Origin of the sequence: Pseudoalteromonas sp. AS84 (assembly GCF_038900255.1) — a bacterium.
GTDB lineage: Bacteria > Pseudomonadota > Gammaproteobacteria > Enterobacterales > Alteromonadaceae > Pseudoalteromonas.
Window position 1 is genome coordinate 1 of sequence record NZ_JBBMQY010000036.1, and the last position, 15,960, is coordinate 15,960.

At 39.1% G+C, this 15,960-nt stretch carries 14 protein-coding genes and 4 tRNA genes; 5 read left to right on the plus strand and 13 right to left on the minus strand.

Annotated elements, in window-relative coordinates; all coding sequences use genetic code 11:
- Nucleotides 1-2 precede the first annotated feature (2 nt).
- The 4 genes from WNY79_RS20305 to WNY79_RS20320 all read right to left on the minus strand — a co-directional run bounded on the left by WNY79_RS20305 (nt 3) and on the right by WNY79_RS20320 (nt 398).
- Nucleotides 3-76 (minus strand) — tRNA-Pro (locus WNY79_RS20305).
- Between the two features lie 14 nt (nt 77-90).
- Nucleotides 91-166 (minus strand) — tRNA-His (locus WNY79_RS20310).
- Nucleotides 167-189: 23 nt separating this feature from the next.
- Nucleotides 190-266: transfer RNA gene (locus tag WNY79_RS20315), tRNA-Arg, on the minus strand.
- Nucleotides 267-321: 55 nt separating this feature from the next.
- Nucleotides 322-398 (minus strand) — tRNA-Pro (locus WNY79_RS20320).
- A 352-nt stretch (nt 399-750) separates the two neighbouring features.
- On the opposite strand from WNY79_RS20320, the gene folD reads away from it, so the two are divergent.
- Nucleotides 751-1,605, plus strand: coding sequence for a bifunctional methylenetetrahydrofolate dehydrogenase/methenyltetrahydrofolate cyclohydrolase FolD (gene folD, locus WNY79_RS20325; RefSeq protein ID WP_002958348.1), 855 nt, complete (start codon nt 751-753; stop codon nt 1,603-1,605).
- A gap of 72 nt (nt 1,606-1,677) precedes the next feature.
- Here the strand turns inward: folD and cysS are convergent, their stop codons facing one another.
- Nucleotides 1,678-3,057: a cysteine--tRNA ligase gene (cysS, locus tag WNY79_RS20330; RefSeq protein WP_342876747.1), complete on the minus strand. Its 1,380-nt coding sequence runs from the start codon at nt 3,055-3,057 to the stop codon at nt 1,678-1,680.
- Nucleotides 3,058-3,212: 155 nt separating this feature from the next.
- On the opposite strand from cysS, the gene WNY79_RS20335 reads away from it, so the two are divergent.
- From WNY79_RS20335 to WNY79_RS20345, 3 genes are all read left to right on the plus strand, one after another.
- Nucleotides 3,213-3,704: a peptidylprolyl isomerase gene (locus WNY79_RS20335; protein WP_024600098.1), complete on the plus strand. Its 492-nt coding sequence runs from the start codon at nt 3,213-3,215 to the stop codon at nt 3,702-3,704.
- Between the two features lie 76 nt (nt 3,705-3,780).
- Nucleotides 3,781-4,518: a UDP-2,3-diacylglucosamine diphosphatase gene (locus WNY79_RS20340; RefSeq protein WP_342876748.1), complete on the plus strand. Its 738-nt coding sequence runs from the start codon at nt 3,781-3,783 to the stop codon at nt 4,516-4,518.
- Nucleotides 4,519-4,572: 54 nt separating this feature from the next.
- Nucleotides 4,573-5,367, plus strand: coding sequence for a transporter substrate-binding domain-containing protein (locus WNY79_RS20345; protein ID WP_342876749.1), 795 nt, complete (start codon nt 4,573-4,575; stop codon nt 5,365-5,367).
- On the opposite strand, the gene miaE is transcribed toward WNY79_RS20345, so the two are convergent.
- Complete coding sequence (miaE, locus tag WNY79_RS20350; RefSeq protein WP_342876750.1) at nt 5,364-6,125, minus strand: tRNA isopentenyl-2-thiomethyl-A-37 hydroxylase MiaE; 762 nt, start codon at nt 6,123-6,125, stop codon at nt 5,364-5,366. The two genes, WNY79_RS20345 and miaE, sit on opposite strands and share 4 nt — an antisense overlap.
- A gap of 206 nt (nt 6,126-6,331) precedes the next feature.
- Between miaE and WNY79_RS20355 the strand changes: the two genes are divergently transcribed.
- Nucleotides 6,332-6,931: a Yip1 family protein gene (locus tag WNY79_RS20355; RefSeq protein WP_024600094.1), complete on the plus strand. Its 600-nt coding sequence runs from the start codon at nt 6,332-6,334 to the stop codon at nt 6,929-6,931.
- 100 nt (nt 6,932-7,031) lie between these two features.
- Here the strand turns inward: WNY79_RS20355 and purF are convergent, their stop codons facing one another.
- The 7 genes from purF to WNY79_RS20390 form a co-directional block, all read right to left on the minus strand.
- The gene (gene purF / locus WNY79_RS20360) at nt 7,032-8,558 is read right to left on the minus strand and encodes an amidophosphoribosyltransferase (protein WP_024600093.1); all 1,527 of its coding nucleotides are present in this window, start codon (nt 8,556-8,558) and stop codon (nt 7,032-7,034) included.
- An 18-nt stretch (nt 8,559-8,576) separates the two neighbouring features.
- Entirely contained in the window at nt 8,577-9,071 is a 495-nt protein-coding gene (locus WNY79_RS20365; RefSeq protein WP_007376853.1) for a CvpA family protein, read from the minus strand.
- 194 nt (nt 9,072-9,265) lie between these two features.
- On the minus strand, nt 9,266-9,907 hold the full coding sequence (locus WNY79_RS20370) for an SPOR domain-containing protein (protein ID WP_342876751.1): 642 nt from the start codon (nt 9,905-9,907) through the stop codon (nt 9,266-9,268).
- A gap of 11 nt (nt 9,908-9,918) precedes the next feature.
- Complete coding sequence (gene folC / locus WNY79_RS20375; RefSeq protein ID WP_197185666.1) at nt 9,919-11,184, minus strand: bifunctional tetrahydrofolate synthase/dihydrofolate synthase; 1,266 nt, start codon at nt 11,182-11,184, stop codon at nt 9,919-9,921.
- 25 nt (nt 11,185-11,209) lie between these two features.
- A complete protein-coding gene (accD, locus tag WNY79_RS20380; protein ID WP_007376856.1) occupies nt 11,210-12,085 on the minus strand; it encodes an acetyl-CoA carboxylase, carboxyltransferase subunit beta in 876 nt (291 codons plus the stop codon).
- A 140-nt stretch (nt 12,086-12,225) separates the two neighbouring features.
- A complete protein-coding gene (gene truA, locus WNY79_RS20385; protein WP_007584098.1) occupies nt 12,226-13,023 on the minus strand; it encodes a tRNA pseudouridine(38-40) synthase TruA in 798 nt (265 codons plus the stop codon).
- Nucleotides 13,024-13,176: 153 nt separating this feature from the next.
- Nucleotides 13,177-15,960: FimV/HubP family polar landmark protein (locus WNY79_RS20390; protein ID WP_342876752.1), on the minus strand; the 2,784-nt coding region annotated here is incomplete at its 5' end.

Below are 15,960 nucleotides of genomic sequence, written 5' to 3' on the forward strand. Positions count from 1 at the left end.
GGTCGGCGATGCAGGATTTGAACCTGCGACCCCTTGGACCCAAACCAAGTGCGCTACCAAACTGCGCTAATCGCCGATATTCGTTGTAAATGGGGTGACTGATGGGGCTCGAACCCACGACAACCGGAATCACAATCCGGGGCTCTACCAACTGAGCTACAATCACCGCTATATTTACATGTTTTCAAATGGTGCACCCAGAAGGATTCGAACCTTCGACCCACGCCTTAGAAGGGCGTTGCTCTATCCAGCTGAGCTATGGGCGCATCGAAAACTTCATAGTTTACCAATAAGCTATTCGATTATAATAAATTATAAAAATGGTCGGCGATGCAGGATTTGAACCTGCGACCCCTTGGACCCAAACCAAGTGCGCTACCAAACTGCGCTAATCGCCGAAACTTATTATTGTTAGCGAGTGACCTCGTTGACAACGGGGTGCATAATAGTGATTTGACGGGGTTAGGTCAAACGTTTTTTTAATAAAACCAATCAAGTGCTCATTTTTAGTGCACAATGGTTAAATATTACAATAGTAGGCTGAAATTTAAACTATTTAACAACTCAAATGTTATATACATTAAAAGCAACTTGGCGCTGCTATGCTTTTCTGCGAAAATAGTAGGCACATTATAAAACGAGTTATATAAAGAGTATGTTTTCTTTATTAGCATTTTTACCCCTATTTTATTATGCACTCGTTTTTAGAGTATCGGTATCTAGTTAATTAACCCCAATTAAAGGTCACCCATGACGGCAAACATCATTGATGGTAAGGCAATCGCAAAACAAGTACGTAGCGCTGTAGCAGAACGCGTAAGTGAACGTGTAGCAAATGGTTTACGTGCACCAGGACTTGCAGTAGTGCTCGTTGGACTTGATCCAGCAAGCCAAGTTTATGTTGGTTCAAAACGTAAAGCCTGTGAAGAAGTTGGCTTTATCTCTAAATCATTTGATTTACCAGCAGACACACAAGAGCAAACTCTTTTAGATTTAATTGACGAGCTAAATAATGATGCCGAAGTTGATGGGATTTTAGTGCAGTTACCACTGCCAAAAGGCCTTGATGCTGAAAAGATTTTAGAACGCATTACCCCACATAAAGATGTTGATGGATTTCATCCATATAACATTGGTCGGTTAGCACAGCGTATGCCTGCTCTTCGCCCATGCACGCCTAAAGGTATTATTACATTACTTGATTCAACGGGTGTACGTTATAAAGGGATGCATGCCGTGGTAGTTGGCGCGTCAAATATTGTTGGTCGTCCAATGTCGTTAGAGCTTTTATTAGCCGGTTGTACTACCACAGTGTGCCATAAGTTTACTCAAGACTTAGAAACGCATGTTCGCCGCGCTGACTTATTAGTTGTGGCTGTAGGTAAACCTGAATTTATACCTGGAGATTGGATAAAAGAAGGCGCTATCGTTATCGATGTGGGCATTAACCGTTTAGATACGGGTAAATTAGTCGGTGATGTTCAATACAGTGTGGCTGAACAAAAAGCGCATTTTATTACACCCGTACCGGGTGGCGTTGGCCCAATGACGGTTGCTAGCTTAATTGAAAACACACTTGAAGCATGTGAGAAATATCACAGCTAAGCAGTTAAAAAATAAAAAAAGGGCTGCCATTTGGCAACCCTTTTTTAGTTAAACGTGAATTACTTTGAACGTTTACGCTTTACGCCACGTTGTTTTACCGGCTGAATCTTCAAGTATTACGCCTAATGCATTAAGCGCATCACGTGCTTCATCAGCAGCAGCCCAGTTTTTACTCGCACGTGCTTCATTACGTTTCACAATTAATGCTTCAATTGTCGCAACTTCGTCGTCGTCTTGCCCGCCTTGTAAAAAAGCTTCCGGTGCTTGTTGAGCAACCCCTAGCACTTCACCAAGGCTGCGCAATATAAAGGCTAATTTGCCAGCTTGGCCTGCATCAGTGTCTTTCACGCGGTTTAGTTCTTTAGCAAGTTCGAACAACACAGGTAGTGCTTCTGGTGTATTAAAGTCGTCATTCATTGCTTTTCTAAATTTAGCAACAAACTCATTGCCTTCTAAATCGCACTCTACCGGTTCTACATCACGAAGCGCTGTATAAATACGTTCAAGTGATGAACGCGCTTGGTCTAAATTTTCTTGTGAGTAATTTAGTTGGCTGCGGTAATGGCCTGAAATTAAAAAGTAACGAACAGATTCGGCATCGTATGCTTTTAAAACTTCTCGCACAGTAAAAAAGTTATCTAACGACTTAGACATTTTTTCTTTGTTTACCTGAACCATGCCAGTATGAATCCATGTATTCACATACTTGCCGTTGTTTGCACAGCACGATTGCGCAATTTCGTTTTCATGATGTGGAAACTGTAAATCAGACCCCCCACCGTGAATATCAAAATGCTCACCTAGGTGTTTTGAGCTCATTGCCGAACATTCGATATGCCAACCCGGACGCCCTTCACCCCACGGTGATGACCATGATGGTTCACCTGTTTTTGCTTTTTTCCATAACACAAAATCAAGTGGATCGTCTTTATCTTGAGCCACTTCAACGCGAGAACCTGATTGCAACATCGTTAAATCTTGCTGAGAAAGTGCACCGTATTGCTCAAACGTTGATACATCAAACAAAACATCGCCGTCAGCTGCAACATAGGCATGGCCTTTTTCAATCAAGCGCTTAACCATAACGATAATTTCATCCATATGGCTTGTAACTGTTGGTTCAATATCTGGGCGTAGCATATTTAAACTATCAAAATCTTCATGCATTGCTTTAGTCATGCGCACAGTTAAGTCATTTATTGACTCACCATTTTCGTTCGCCCGTTTAATTATTTTATCGTCGATATCTGTAATGTTACGCACATATTTTAAATCGTAACCAATATGACGTAAGTAGCGCACAATAACGTCAAAACCTACAAAAGTACGAGCGTGTCCAATATGGCAGTAATCATAAATGGTGATACCACACACATACATGTCGATTTTTCCTTCGACCATAGGTTTAAATTGCTCTTTTTGTCGCGTGAGTGTGTTGTATATATTTACCATTTACTTTGAGTCCTTGACTATTTACTTGAACAGTTATGTTACCACTTGAAAAGCCCCTGCTCTAGCGCTTTATAACAAACCAAACATCTACTTTGTTAATCTTAGCCAACTACGATAAAATAGCGCCAATATTTAAACCGGATATAGGAAAACACATGGTTGTTCTACACACTAATTTTGGTGACATCACCATTAAAATGTTTGAGAAAGAAGCTCCAAACACAGTTAAAAACTTTTTAGAGTACGCAAATGCTGATTTTTTCAACGGCACTATCTTTCATCGTGTAATCGATGGTTTTATGGTTCAAGGCGGTGGTTTTGTTCCAGGTATGGAACAAAAAGAAGTAAACGACCCGATTCAAAATGAAGCTAATAACGGCCTGTCTAATAAAGTAGGCACTTTAGCTATGGCGCGTACACCTGATCCTCATTCAGCTACAGCACAGTTTTTCATTAACGTGAACAACAACGACTTTTTAAACCATAGCAGCGAAACATCGCAAGGTTGGGGTTATTGTGTTTTTGCTGAAGTAGTAGAAGGCATGGACGTAGTAAATAAAATTAAAGCAGTTGCAACAGGTAGTACTGGTTTTCACCAAGACGTACCTCTTGAAGATGTGATCATCGAAAGCGTTACTGTTAGCTAATAGCGTTTGCTTACACTATTGTGAGCACTTAAGCGGGCATCTGCCCGCTTTTATTTAATAAAAAATAGACTAACCTATGACTCGCCAAACTTACTTTATTGCAGATTTACACCTAAGCGAAAACCGCCCCGACATCAGCGCTGCATTTTTTGACTTTTTAAATACACATATACTAAATAAAGATGTAGATGCACTTTATATTTTGGGTGATTTTTTTGAAGTTTGGGTTGGAGATGACTACATTACTGCTCTGAGTGCCGATGTAGCAAAACATTTAAGGTCCATTAATGATGGTGGCACACCTGTTTACTTTATCCATGGCAATCGTGATTTCATTATGCGCAAGCAGTATGCAGACATGGCCGCAATGACATTACTCGATGAACAAACAGTCATTGATTTATATGGTACGCCTACCGTAATTTTACATGGCGACGAAATGTGTACTCAAGATACTGAGTATCAAAAATTTCGTAAAAAGAGCCGTGGTTGGTGGTGGCCAAAATTGATGCTTGCAATGCCGCTTTGGTATCGTAAAAAAATAGCGCGTAATGCCCGCGAAAAAAGTAAATTAAGCCAGGCTGATAAACCTATCGAAATTTTAGACGTTGTCGATGAAGCTGTACTTGCAACCTTTGCCAAACATAACGTTACGAATATGATTCATGGTCATACTCACCGCCCTAATGTTCATACGTATAAAGTTAATGAACAAACACTTACTCGAACAGTGCTAGGTGACTGGTACACCCAAGGCTCTTATTTAGTCGTTACCCCTCAATCACAAGAATTAATTAGCACGCCTTTCGCATAATTTAAAATTCTGACTATTATTTATCTATACATTTGAATAATAGTGAGAGGTTTAATGATTAAGCTGTTAATTTTCATCGTAGTAATTGCCATTCCAACAAAAGTATTTAGCGAACAAACATGGCAAATTGTTACTGAAAACTACCCTCCCTATTTTAGCGAAAACTTACCCAATAATGGTTGGTTATATGAAATAGCCCGATCAGCACTTAAAACACAAGGTATTAATAGCGAAGTAGAGTTTACGACATGGAATCGCGCTTTAAAGCTATTAGAAAAAAACAGAAAAACAGCTATTTTAGGTGCTTTTTATTCATTAAAAAGAAATGAAGTTTTTTACTACTCCCGTCCACTTGCAGTTGCTCACTCAGGAGTTTTTAAGCGAAAAGAAAGTATTATTAATTTCGATGGTACAGTTCAATCATTAACTCCTTATAGTATTGGTATAGAAGACAATGCCGTTGTAAGCCAAGAGTTCGCTAGAAATACGGATCTGGCAATAACGTCCACTAAAAGCCTTCCTACAAGCTTATATTTACTACAACAAGGGCGTATTGATTTAGTCGCGGGTACTAAAGAGGTTGGAAAATATTGGCTTGAAAACACTAAAACCGAAGATTCGGATGATAATAATATTGAGTATTTATCGCCAGATCTTGCTTCTCATAAACTATATTTAGTTGTCTCTAAATCAAATTATAGGGCCAAAGAATACTTACAAAAATTTAATAGAGGAATTGATATAATAATTAACAATGGTCGCATTGCTAAAATTATGAAAAAACATAATTTCAGCAATCAGAAAATAGCAGAGTATATTAATTTTTTAAAAGAAAATGAGAGTATTTAAACAGTAGGAATACCGCTATGAAATTTAAAATCAGTATCAGTTGTAGAAATTAACTCTTTTTCTTTTTCACCAAAAAAGTTTACGCGTTCGGTAATATCAAAATCAGCAATTTCTTGCGCTAAAGTTAAATAATCTTGGTAATGACGCGCTTCTGAACGTAACAACGAAATATAAAAATCACCTAAGCGTTTATCAACATGCGGTGCAAGCTTTGCAAAACGCTCACACGAACGCGCCTCAATATAAGCGCCTACTATTAGCTTATCGACTAATGCATCAGGCTCGAACGTTTTAACATGACGAAGCATACCTTTTGCGTAACGACATGGTGTAATACTACGATATTCAACACCGTACTCGTCCATAATTTCGAGAACTTGATAAAAATGATGTAGCTCTTCTTTTATCAGCAAAACCATTTTATCGATTAGCCCTTGCCCATATGGAGAACTCGATTTAGGAATTATGGATTTAGTTAGCTTATTTTTAGCTGCCAGATCGCGCCAATTACCTTCTCGTTTATAAATAAGCGTTTCAAATGGCTTTAGCCACTCGAGTAATGCATCACTACCCTCTTTATCTACCGCGTATTTACGTATTAAAAACATCGCACTTTGAGCTGCTTTTAATTCACAAATTAAGTGATCTATTAAAATGACTGATAAGTTTTCTTTTTTAATTGCTTGCCGCACCCACTGCTCTGGGGTGGTACACAATAAAAAGTTATTAATCGGCTCTAAAAGTTGGCTATGTGGCACGTCGACTGCTCATTACTAAATAAATTTGATAGACCGTTATTTTAACACGAAATTTTGTTTGGGATAAATCAAAGCACTCACCGACTTGATAATGTTAATAGCTAGTTAACTTGACTTTGCAAAATAAGTGAACCATAACTGTACAAAGACTGTATAAAAATAAACCAACCAAAACAGTAATACGTTCCTTTTATGGAGTAAGCACTATGATATTGAATCACCTCTGGGGCATTTATGCTCATCCACTTGAAGAATGGCAAACAATAGATAATCGCCATGAAAGTTTAACCTATAGTTTGTCACATATTTTATTGATTGCTTTATTCCCTTCAATAATGGGCTACTACTCATCTGTTTATCTAGGGTGGAGTATAGGTGCCGGCGATCCCGTATTTTTAACACACGATAGTGCTCTGCTAATTGCAGGTGCAATGTATTTTGCTTTAATAGCAGGCGTATTCGCATTGGCTTATTTAGCCCATTGGATGGCCGTTACATTTGGTTCTAAACCTACATTTACACAAACACTTGAACTTGCAGCATATACTGCAACGCCAGTGTTTATGTCAGCACTCGCCGCTTTTTGGCCTGTACTTTGGTTTGTAGTTTGCGCTGGAATTATTGCACTAGCTTACTCGGTCTATTTACTCTATACCGGCGTACCTATACTTATGCATATCCCCGAAGAGCGTGGCTTTATTTACGCCAGCTCGGTAGTAACGTGTGGATTAATATTACTGGTTATTATTTTAGCTGTAACAGCGATGCTTTGGACAAATGGGATTGTTAGCCCTATGTTTACTTAATAAAGAGTCGTGTTTGATAGAAATATTCCCTTTCTTTCCTTCGCAAAAAAGGAGCTAATTAGCTCCTTTTTTTATATTTAATAGTTTTTATCAATAACCATTAATCAGCTTCGTTTTCGTCTTGGTTGTGTATTTCTAAACTTGAAGACATCGCACTTTCGCGGGTGCTTTTTGCTGAATCGTTACGTAGCTTATCAATTCGATTTAAATAGTTTTGATCAATATCGCCAGTAATATATTGGCCATCAAATACTGAAGTTTCAAACTTAGTAATTTCAGGATTTTCTTGGCTAACTGCTGCAATTAAATCTTTTAACGATTGAAAGATTAAACCGTCAGACCCTATGCTTGCATTAATATCTTCTACTTCACGTCCGTGAGCAATAAGCTCAGCTGCTGAAGGCATATCAATACCGTACACATTAGGGAAGCGTATTTCAGGTGCCGCTGATGCAAAGTAAACGTTTTTAGCACCAGACTCTCGGGCCATTTCAACAATTTGTGCTGATGTTGTACCACGAACAATTGAGTCATCAACCAATAATACATTTTTACCTTTAAATTCTCGATCAATTGCGTTTAGCTTTTGACGCACTGACTTTTTACGCATTTCCTGACCAGGCATGATAAATGTACGTCCAATATAACGGTTTTTAACAAAACCTTGGCGATACGGTAAATCAAGTACACGTGCAATTTCCAGCGCTACATCACATGAAGTTTCTGGAATTGGGATAACTACATCAATATCTTTGTCTGCCCATTCGCGTGCAATTTTTTCGCCTAGTTTAGTCCCCATATTTACACGTGTTGCATACACAGACATACGGTCTATTGTTGAGTCAGGTCGAGCAAAATAAACAAATTCAAAAATACACGGCGAGTAAGATGCCTTATCAGCACAACTAAGTGAATGGAATTCACCCTCTTCTGTAACATATATAGCTTCACCAGGTGCAACATCACGTACAAACTCAAAACCATCCGGTTTCAACGCAACGCTTTCTGAGGCAAACATGTACTCAGTACCTTTTTCGGTTTCGCGTTTACCAAATACAAGTGGGCGGATACCATTAGGGTCGCGAAAAGCAACAATGCCATGGCCGATAATCATAGCAATCGTTGCATAGCCACCGCTTACTTTATTGTTTACTTCGGTTACCGCAGTAAAAATATCTTCAGGGTCTAAATGCAACTTATCAGACTTACTTAATTCATGTGCCATGATATTAAGTAAAATTTCAGAGTCTGACGTTGTATTAACGTGACGACGTGCTTCTGAGAATAACTGCTCTTTTAAAGCTTCTGCATTAGTAAGGTTGCCATTATGGGCAAGCGCTATACCAAACGGTGAGTTAACATAAAAAGGTTGTGCTTCAGATGAGCTTGAAGATCCTGCTGTAGGATAACGCACATGGCCAAGGCCAATTGTACCTTGGAGTCGTTTCATATGACGGGTGTGAAAGGCATCTTTCACAAGGCCATTTGCTTTGCGTAAGCTAAACGTATTATTCTCAATGGTAATGATACCCGCGGCATCTTGACCACGGTGCTGCAAAACAGTTAAGCCATCATAAATCGCCTGATTCACAGGGGATGTTCCGACTATTCCAACGATACCACACATGTAATTTATCCTCGCCGATTAACGGTTTACTGAATTTAAAAAGCTCGAGTTGTTTTCTAGGTACGAAAAGAACCATTCAACTACAAAGCCAAATTCTGGAATCAAAATAGAATTGCCCCACCAGTGCGTATTGGGTGCACCAGTAAAAGCATCAAGAAAGAAGAGTAACGCGCTCACGACCAACACGCCTCGTAGAGCACCAAACACTATGCCAAAAACACGGTCGGTACCCGATAAACCAGTACGATGTACAAGCTCACCTAAAATATAGTTTAGTAAACCGCCTAACAGTAGCGTCGCAAAGAATAATATGGCTATGGCCGCAGCATTTCTTAAAAGGGGTTCAGAAATGGTTGTTAGGAAGGAAGCTAAATATTGGTAAAATAAGCTAGAGATGATAAAGGCGCCAGCCCATACCGCTAATGACATTGCTTCTTTTACAAAGCCGCGTATTAAACCGATGATGGTAGACAATGCAATGATGCCAATAATGGCGTAATCAACCCAGATCATAAGAACCAATTAGTCGCTAATTTGGGGCGCATTCTATACCCAAACATCGTTAGTATGCAAGTTTAAACGGGAGATTACTGGGTTGTAGTCAATACAAAAAATTAACATTATAGAATGGGTATTATGAGATAAAGATAATGATAAAAACAAATATAAATAAACAAAAAAGGCTTGTGATACAAGCCTCTTTATAATTATTTTGTAACTTCGTATTGCGTAACTTTACCATTCAATTTAGTAAGCTCTTTCAGCTGGGGAAGCTGCTTTTGTAATTCATTTTTATCAAGCGAAGGACCAACAAATACCTTGGTTAACGTCCCATTTGGGGTTTTAATCGGTTTAGTAAATGTTTTAAACCCTTCAACTTTTAATTTAGCCTGTAATGCTTTTACATTTGCAACATGTGAAAAACTACCTAATTGAATAACGTAAGCCATACTTGTTAGGTTTTCATCACTTTTACGAGGCGCAATAGGTTTTGATTTAGCTTGAACAGGCGCTTTTGTAATTGGTGTAGCTTTAGGTTCAATAGTCGCTTCAACAACTTTATTCTCTACAGCGTAGTCACTCTCATCCATAGCATTTTGCTGCTCAAAAGCTTCATCATCAGCTTGAATATCTTCAATTTCATCTTGTTTTAGTGGTTCAGCATTAGCCATGTTTTCATCAATTGACTCTTGAAGATCGATTGTTTTGAACTCAGGGCTATCAGGAATCGCTTTAAAGCCTTCTTTATAATGCACTTTTTCGCCATCGAGTATATTAGGGATAAACACAATTGCTGCGATCACTACTATACTTGTTCCGACTAAGCGATTAATAAAACTTGAGTTCACCGACATCCTCTCTATTTTTTAAAGTAATTAATAGCGCCGGCCACTGTAAAAAATGAACCAAATACAATCAACATAGTATCACTTTGTTGTTTTGGTAAAATTACACTTAGTGCCTGTGCCACACTATCATAGCTATTGATAGTATTATGATGAGATATACCCTGCAGCGCATTTTGTAAATTACTTGCAGTGTCGCCTCGGGGGCCACTTAAACTAGCTAATGACCACTCATCGACCAAGTGACTTACTTCTTTAAGTACACCTGCTTTATCTTTATCAGCAAGCATAGCGGCTAATGCATGAATTTTAAAGCCTTTATCTTTATAGCTTGATAACTTATTGGCTAAATAACGTGCCGACTCAGGGTTATGTGCTACATCGGTAAAGACTAAAGGCTCAGTACTTAACTGCTGAAACCGCCCTTCTACAACTAAATTAGCGAGGCAACTTCGTATGACTTGCTCACTAGGTAATAAGCTTAAAACACTTAGTGCAGTTAACGCCGTTGCTGCATTTTGACATGGTATTGCTGGCTTATCTATTTCAAGATTATGTTCTTTATATTGCCAATTAAAGCTCTCAGCATTTTCTTTGAAAATAAAGTCACTGCCCGACAACGTCATATTGGCATTAATTTCTTTGCCATAATCAGTCATTGTGTGAGGAATATTTAAATCCCCTATAATAGCAGGCGTATTTTCACGAAAAATACCGGCTTTATCATAAGCCACTAACTCTCGTGTATCACCTAGGTACTCTTTATGATCTAAATCGATGGTGGTGATCACGCTTGCAAAGGGAGTTACTATATTTGTAGCATCAAAGCGCCCACCTAGACCCACCTCTAGTAATACATAATCGACGCTGCAGCGTTTAAAAATTGCCAACGCACCCAAAGTACCGTATTCAAAATAAGTAAGAGGAGTGTCTTTACGGCCTTGCTCAAGCTGGTGAAAAGCATCTATATGGAATTGGTCTGCCAGTTCTTCGCCATTAACTCGTACACGCTCGTTATAACGAATTAAATGAGGAGATGCGTAAGTACCCACGCTAAACCCCTGCGCTAGCAATAGCGACTCTAAGCAACGTGCAGTGGTGCCCTTACCGTTTGTACCGGCAATAAGAATAATTTTACTTGGGGTGTTTAAAAGGCCAATATTGTTGGCAACATTAGCAACTCGTTCTAACCCCATTGCAATGTTAGCTGGGTGAACACTTTCTAAATAAAAAAGCCAATCATCAAGGCTTGATGATTGGCTAGGAATTGATTTTGTCATAGCGTGTAATCAATAAAGCTGAAATTTACGCTACTCTATGCTCTTGTTCCGTAGAAGGCAAGTTCATAAATTTAGCTAAAATGCGTGCAAGGGTATCGCGCATTTCACGGCGGTCAATAATCATGTCAATTGCACCGTGTTCTAGCAAAAATTCACTACGCTGAAAACCTTCTGGTAATGTTTCGCGAACAGTTTGTTCAATAACACGAGGACCTGCAAAACCAATTAACGCTTTAGGTTCAGCAACGTTAATATCACCCAGCATAGCAAGTGATGCCGATACACCACCCATTGTTGGATCGGTCATTACTGAAATAAATGGAAGACCTTTTTCAGTCATTTTTGCAAGTGCAGCGCTTGTTTTAGCCATTTGCATAAGCGACATAAGCGCTTCTTGCATACGTGCTCCGCCTGATGCAGAAAAACAAATAAGCGGCATGTTATGCTCTAAACATTGATCAACAGCATCAACAAAGCGAGCGCCAACAACAGAAGCCATTGACCCCCCCATAAATGAGAATTCAAATGCTACCGCTGCTACCGGAATACCTTTTAATCGGCCTTTCATAGCTACAAGTGCATCTTTTTCACCACTTGCTTTTTGCGCTGCACTGATACGGTCAGAGTACTTTTTAGAATCTTTAAACTTAAGAATGTCTTTAGGCTCATGTTGTGTACCAAGCTCTTGACGATCACCTTCATCTAAAAAGTGCTCTAGGCGCTTACGGCCACTAACACGCATGTGGTGGTCACACTTAGGACATACGTTTAATGACTTTTCTAATTCAGCTTTATATAAAATTGAATCACACGATGTACACTTAGCCCAAACACCTTCTGGGATTTCTTTACGACCTGATGATTTTGTCGTTTTAGGTAAGATTTTTTCTAGCCAACTCATTTGCAACTCTCTTAATACTGTTCTGTGTCGCGAGCCTACTAATAGCAATTAGCAGACAAATTTTTTCAATTAAAACATGAATTACACTAACGCGGTATAAAAAACTGGTCTTAGTAGTTCAAAGTGCTTATAAAAAGTACTTATACCACATCTATATCAGGCAAAAATAAAGGGCCTAAAGGTGTTTGAGGAATATTAAATTGCTCAGGGTAGTCAACATCCACTAAATACAAACCAGCGGCCTTAGCGGTAGCACTGGCCTTTGCGCGTTCTTTACAATCAAGTAGCTCTTTTATCCATATAGGTTGTTGTTTATGTAAACCAACATCCATTAAGCTGCCTGTGATATTACGTACCATATGATGTAAAAATGCATTCGCTTTAATATCAATAATAACGTAAGTACCTTGGCGCTGTACCGACAGATGATGAATTGTTCTTGTCGGTGTATTCGCTTGGCAATGTATAGCCCTAAAAGAGGTGAAATCGTGTTTACCTATTAAATACTGACACGCCTCTTGCATCTTTGTTTCATCAAGATGATGATGAAAATGCGTAACACCCTCGTTTAATACAGCTCCTCGTAGGGGGGAGTTATAAATAACATAGCGATAACGACGGGCTGTAGCACTAAAACGGGCATGAAAGTCATCAGCAACCGGTTGGGCAAAGCGAATAGCAATATCTTTAGGCATTAAAGTATTCATACCTAGTGTAAATGCGACCATATCGCGATCGGCTTGCGTTTCAAAGTGTATTACTTGGCCTGTACCGTGCACACCAGCATCTGTACGCCCTGCACATATAACCTCAACAGGATGATTACAGATACGCGACAACGCTTTTTCTACTTCTTGCTGTACGCTATTTACATGTGATTGACGCTGCCAACCACTGTAACGTGCGCCGTTGTATTCAACTCCAAGTGCTACTCGCATAATTACCGTTTTACCTACTGTGCTAATGAACGAGGCATTTTATGCTATCTAACGATGCAATAAAAGGAGACCTGTCGTAATCAAACCAATACACATAAAAAAACCCGTATTTAGCTGAGCCAGATACGGGTTCTTATAAACATTTTAATTATTTTATTTTAGTTTAGCTTTTAAGCTAAGTGCTTCCTCTTGAACTTCTTCAGGACCTTTGTTAATGACATCCTCAATGACTTTAAGCGCAGAATCAAAATCATCAATTTCAATATAGGCACGCGCTAAATCAAGTTTAGCTGAGTAGCCACCACTTTCAGCATCAACATCCGTCGGATTATCACCGGCAAGTAATGCATCAAACTCACTCAAACCGACATCCATATTAACGTCGGTGTAAGGTTCATGTTCAAGTTCAGCGTCGTCACTTTCTTCTAATAATGAATCAATATCTACAAATTCATCATTATCAAACTGCTCAACCTCACTACTTTCAACAAGTGACTCTTTTGTAGTTAATGGGTCATCTGTCTCTAAGTCTTCTTTTAACAAGCTGTCAAAGTCAACATCAAATTCACTGCTGTCATCAACACTTAACTCTTCAGGCTCTGCTAACTCACTAAGTAATGAATCAAAATCAGTTTGCGTTAAATTTGACATAAACTCTTCATCAAGTTCGTCGTCAGAGCTAATATCAGTGCTACCCACTTCATCTAAGCTTGTTAACTGTGCTTCGCGCTCTACATTTGTTTGCTCTTGCGATTCGTCTGATAACTCATCAGTTAGCGCTTGCTCTAAACTATCTTCGTCAAATTCAGCATCTAATTCAGAAAAATCATTTTCAATTAAAATCTCATCATCAAAATCATTTTCTAAACCATCTAAATCAGCATCTGTCATAAGCACATTTGCTAAATCTTGCTCAGCCTGACTAGAAGCTATTCCCGGTGCCTCACCATCTAAATCATCCCCTTGTAATTCTTCAGGGGTAAATGGCAACTCACTTTCTAATGTTTCTTGAACTTCATCAAGGTTAAGAGGTTTGGTGTCATCTTCTATACTTGGTGGTTCAACAGAATCAACCTCATCATTAATTTTTTGGCGTAATTCATCATCAAGTGACTCATCTTCAATCTCAGTTTCTAATTCAGAGAAGTCATTATCAATTAATAGTTCATCATCAAAATCATCTTCTAAACTATCTAAATCACCATCTGCCATAAGCGCATTTGCTAAATCTTGCTCAGCCTGACTAGAAGCTATTCCCGGTGCCTCGCCATCTAAATCATCCCCTTGTAATTCTTCAGGGGTAAATGGCAACTCACTTTCTAATGTTTCTTGAACTTCATCAAGGTTAAGAGGTTTGGTGTCATCTTCTATACTTGGTGGTTCAACAGAATCAACCTCATCATTAATTTTTTGACGTAATTCATCATCAAGTGACTCATCTTCAATCTCAGTTTCTAATTCAGAGAAGTCATTATCAATTAATAGTTCATCATCAAAATCATCTTCTAAACTATCTAAATCACCATCTGCCATAAGCGCATTTGCAAGATCTTTCTCTGTTTGACTAAGTGCTACTGCATTTTCATCATCTAATGCTTCTTCTTTGGGTTCTTGCGACTCAAACGATGGCTCACTCTCTAATAATGGTTGAGCGTCGTCTAATTCAAGTTCAGGGTACTCATCGAGTTCTTCACTTGGCGTTACAAGCTCGCTATCAAGCTGATCTTCAGTACTTGTAATATCTGAGTCATCGTCGCCTGCTAGCGGATCGTCACCAAGGTCTACTTCTATTTCTTCAAGGTCATCATCAAGCTCGTCTAAAGACCAATCAGGTGTTTCTAAATAGTCATCATCTGTAGTTTGCTGTAGCTCATTTAAAAGCTCATCAACGCTCTTTAAAGTATCATCTGTATATTCTTCAAGTGCATCTTCAGGATCAAGAAGCGACTCTGATGTGTCTGAAAAATCATCTACGGTAATATCTATAAGCTCAGGCTCTTCTAAAAGTTCAGGCTTTTCTTCAAGCTCTGGCTCTTCTAAAAGCTCTGGTTCTTCTAAAAGCTCTGGTTCTTCTACAAGCTCTGGTTCTTCTACAAGTTCTGGTTCTTCTACAAGCTCAGGTTCTTCTAAAAGCTCTGGCTCTTCTTCAAGTTCAGGCTCTTCTTCAAGTTCAGGCTCTTCTTCAAGCTCAGGCTCATCGCTAAGCTCAGGCTCATCGCTAAGCTCGGGCTCTTCTACAAACTCGGGCTCTTCTAAAATTTCAGGTTCTTCTAAAAGCTCTGGTTCTTCTTCAAGTTCTGGTTCTTCTAAAATTTCAGGTTCTTCTACAAGCTCCGGTTCTTCTAAAAGCTCTGGCTCTTCTTCAAGCTCTGGCTCTTCTTCAAGCTCTGGCTCTTCTTCAAGCTTAGGCTCTTCTTCAAGCTCTGGCTCATCGTTAAGCTCTGGCTCTTCTGCAAGCTCAGGCTCTTCTTCAAGCTCTGGTTCTTCTACAAGCTCTGGCTCTTCTGCAAGCTCTGGCTCATCGTTAAGCTCAGGCTCTTCTGCAAGCTCGGGCTCTTCTGCAAGCTCGGGCTCTTCATTTAATGATGAAGCAAGCGACTCAATATCATCAACATTTAATTCTTCTTGAGCATCTGCTAAATCCTCAACTGAGTCTGCCAATGCATTATCAATTTCTGAATCTCTTACATCTGAATTTTTTAGTTCATCGTCAATTAGGTTATCTATATCGTCTAAATCAAAGTCGTCACTTTCCTCAACTAAAGATTTATCTGCTGTATCAACTGCGGCCTCATCAATTAAACTATCTATGTCGTCTAAATCAAAGTCGTCGCTTTCCTCAACTAATGAATCATTTGCTGTATCAACTGCGGCCTCATCAATTAAACTATCTATGTCGTCTAAATCAAAGTCGTCACTTTCCTCAACTAATGAATC

What these genes read in the sequence shown, in the direction of transcription:
- folD (WP_002958348.1), top strand. Translation starts at nt 751, where the DNA reads ATGACGGCAAACATCATTGATGGTAAGGCAATCGCAAAACAAGTACGT.
- cysS (WP_342876747.1), bottom strand. Translation starts at nt 3,057, where the DNA reads ATGGTAAATATATACAACACACTCACGCGACAAAAAGAGCAATTTAAA.
- WNY79_RS20335 (WP_024600098.1), top strand. Translation starts at nt 3,213, where the DNA reads ATGGTTGTTCTACACACTAATTTTGGTGACATCACCATTAAAATGTTT.
- WNY79_RS20340 (WP_342876748.1), top strand. Translation starts at nt 3,781, where the DNA reads ATGACTCGCCAAACTTACTTTATTGCAGATTTACACCTAAGCGAAAAC.
- WNY79_RS20345 (WP_342876749.1), top strand. Translation starts at nt 4,573, where the DNA reads ATGATTAAGCTGTTAATTTTCATCGTAGTAATTGCCATTCCAACAAAA.
- WNY79_RS20355 (WP_024600094.1), top strand. Translation starts at nt 6,332, where the DNA reads ATGATATTGAATCACCTCTGGGGCATTTATGCTCATCCACTTGAAGAA.
- purF (WP_024600093.1), bottom strand. Translation starts at nt 8,558, where the DNA reads ATGTGTGGTATCGTTGGAATAGTCGGAACATCCCCTGTGAATCAGGCG.
- WNY79_RS20365 (WP_007376853.1), bottom strand. Translation starts at nt 9,071, where the DNA reads ATGATCTGGGTTGATTACGCCATTATTGGCATCATTGCATTGTCTACC.
- folC (WP_197185666.1), bottom strand. Translation starts at nt 11,184, where the DNA reads ATGACAAAATCAATTCCTAGCCAATCATCAAGCCTTGATGATTGGCTT.
- accD (WP_007376856.1), bottom strand. Translation starts at nt 12,085, where the DNA reads ATGAGTTGGCTAGAAAAAATCTTACCTAAAACGACAAAATCATCAGGT.
- truA (WP_007584098.1), bottom strand. Translation starts at nt 13,023, where the DNA reads ATGCGAGTAGCACTTGGAGTTGAATACAACGGCGCACGTTACAGTGGT.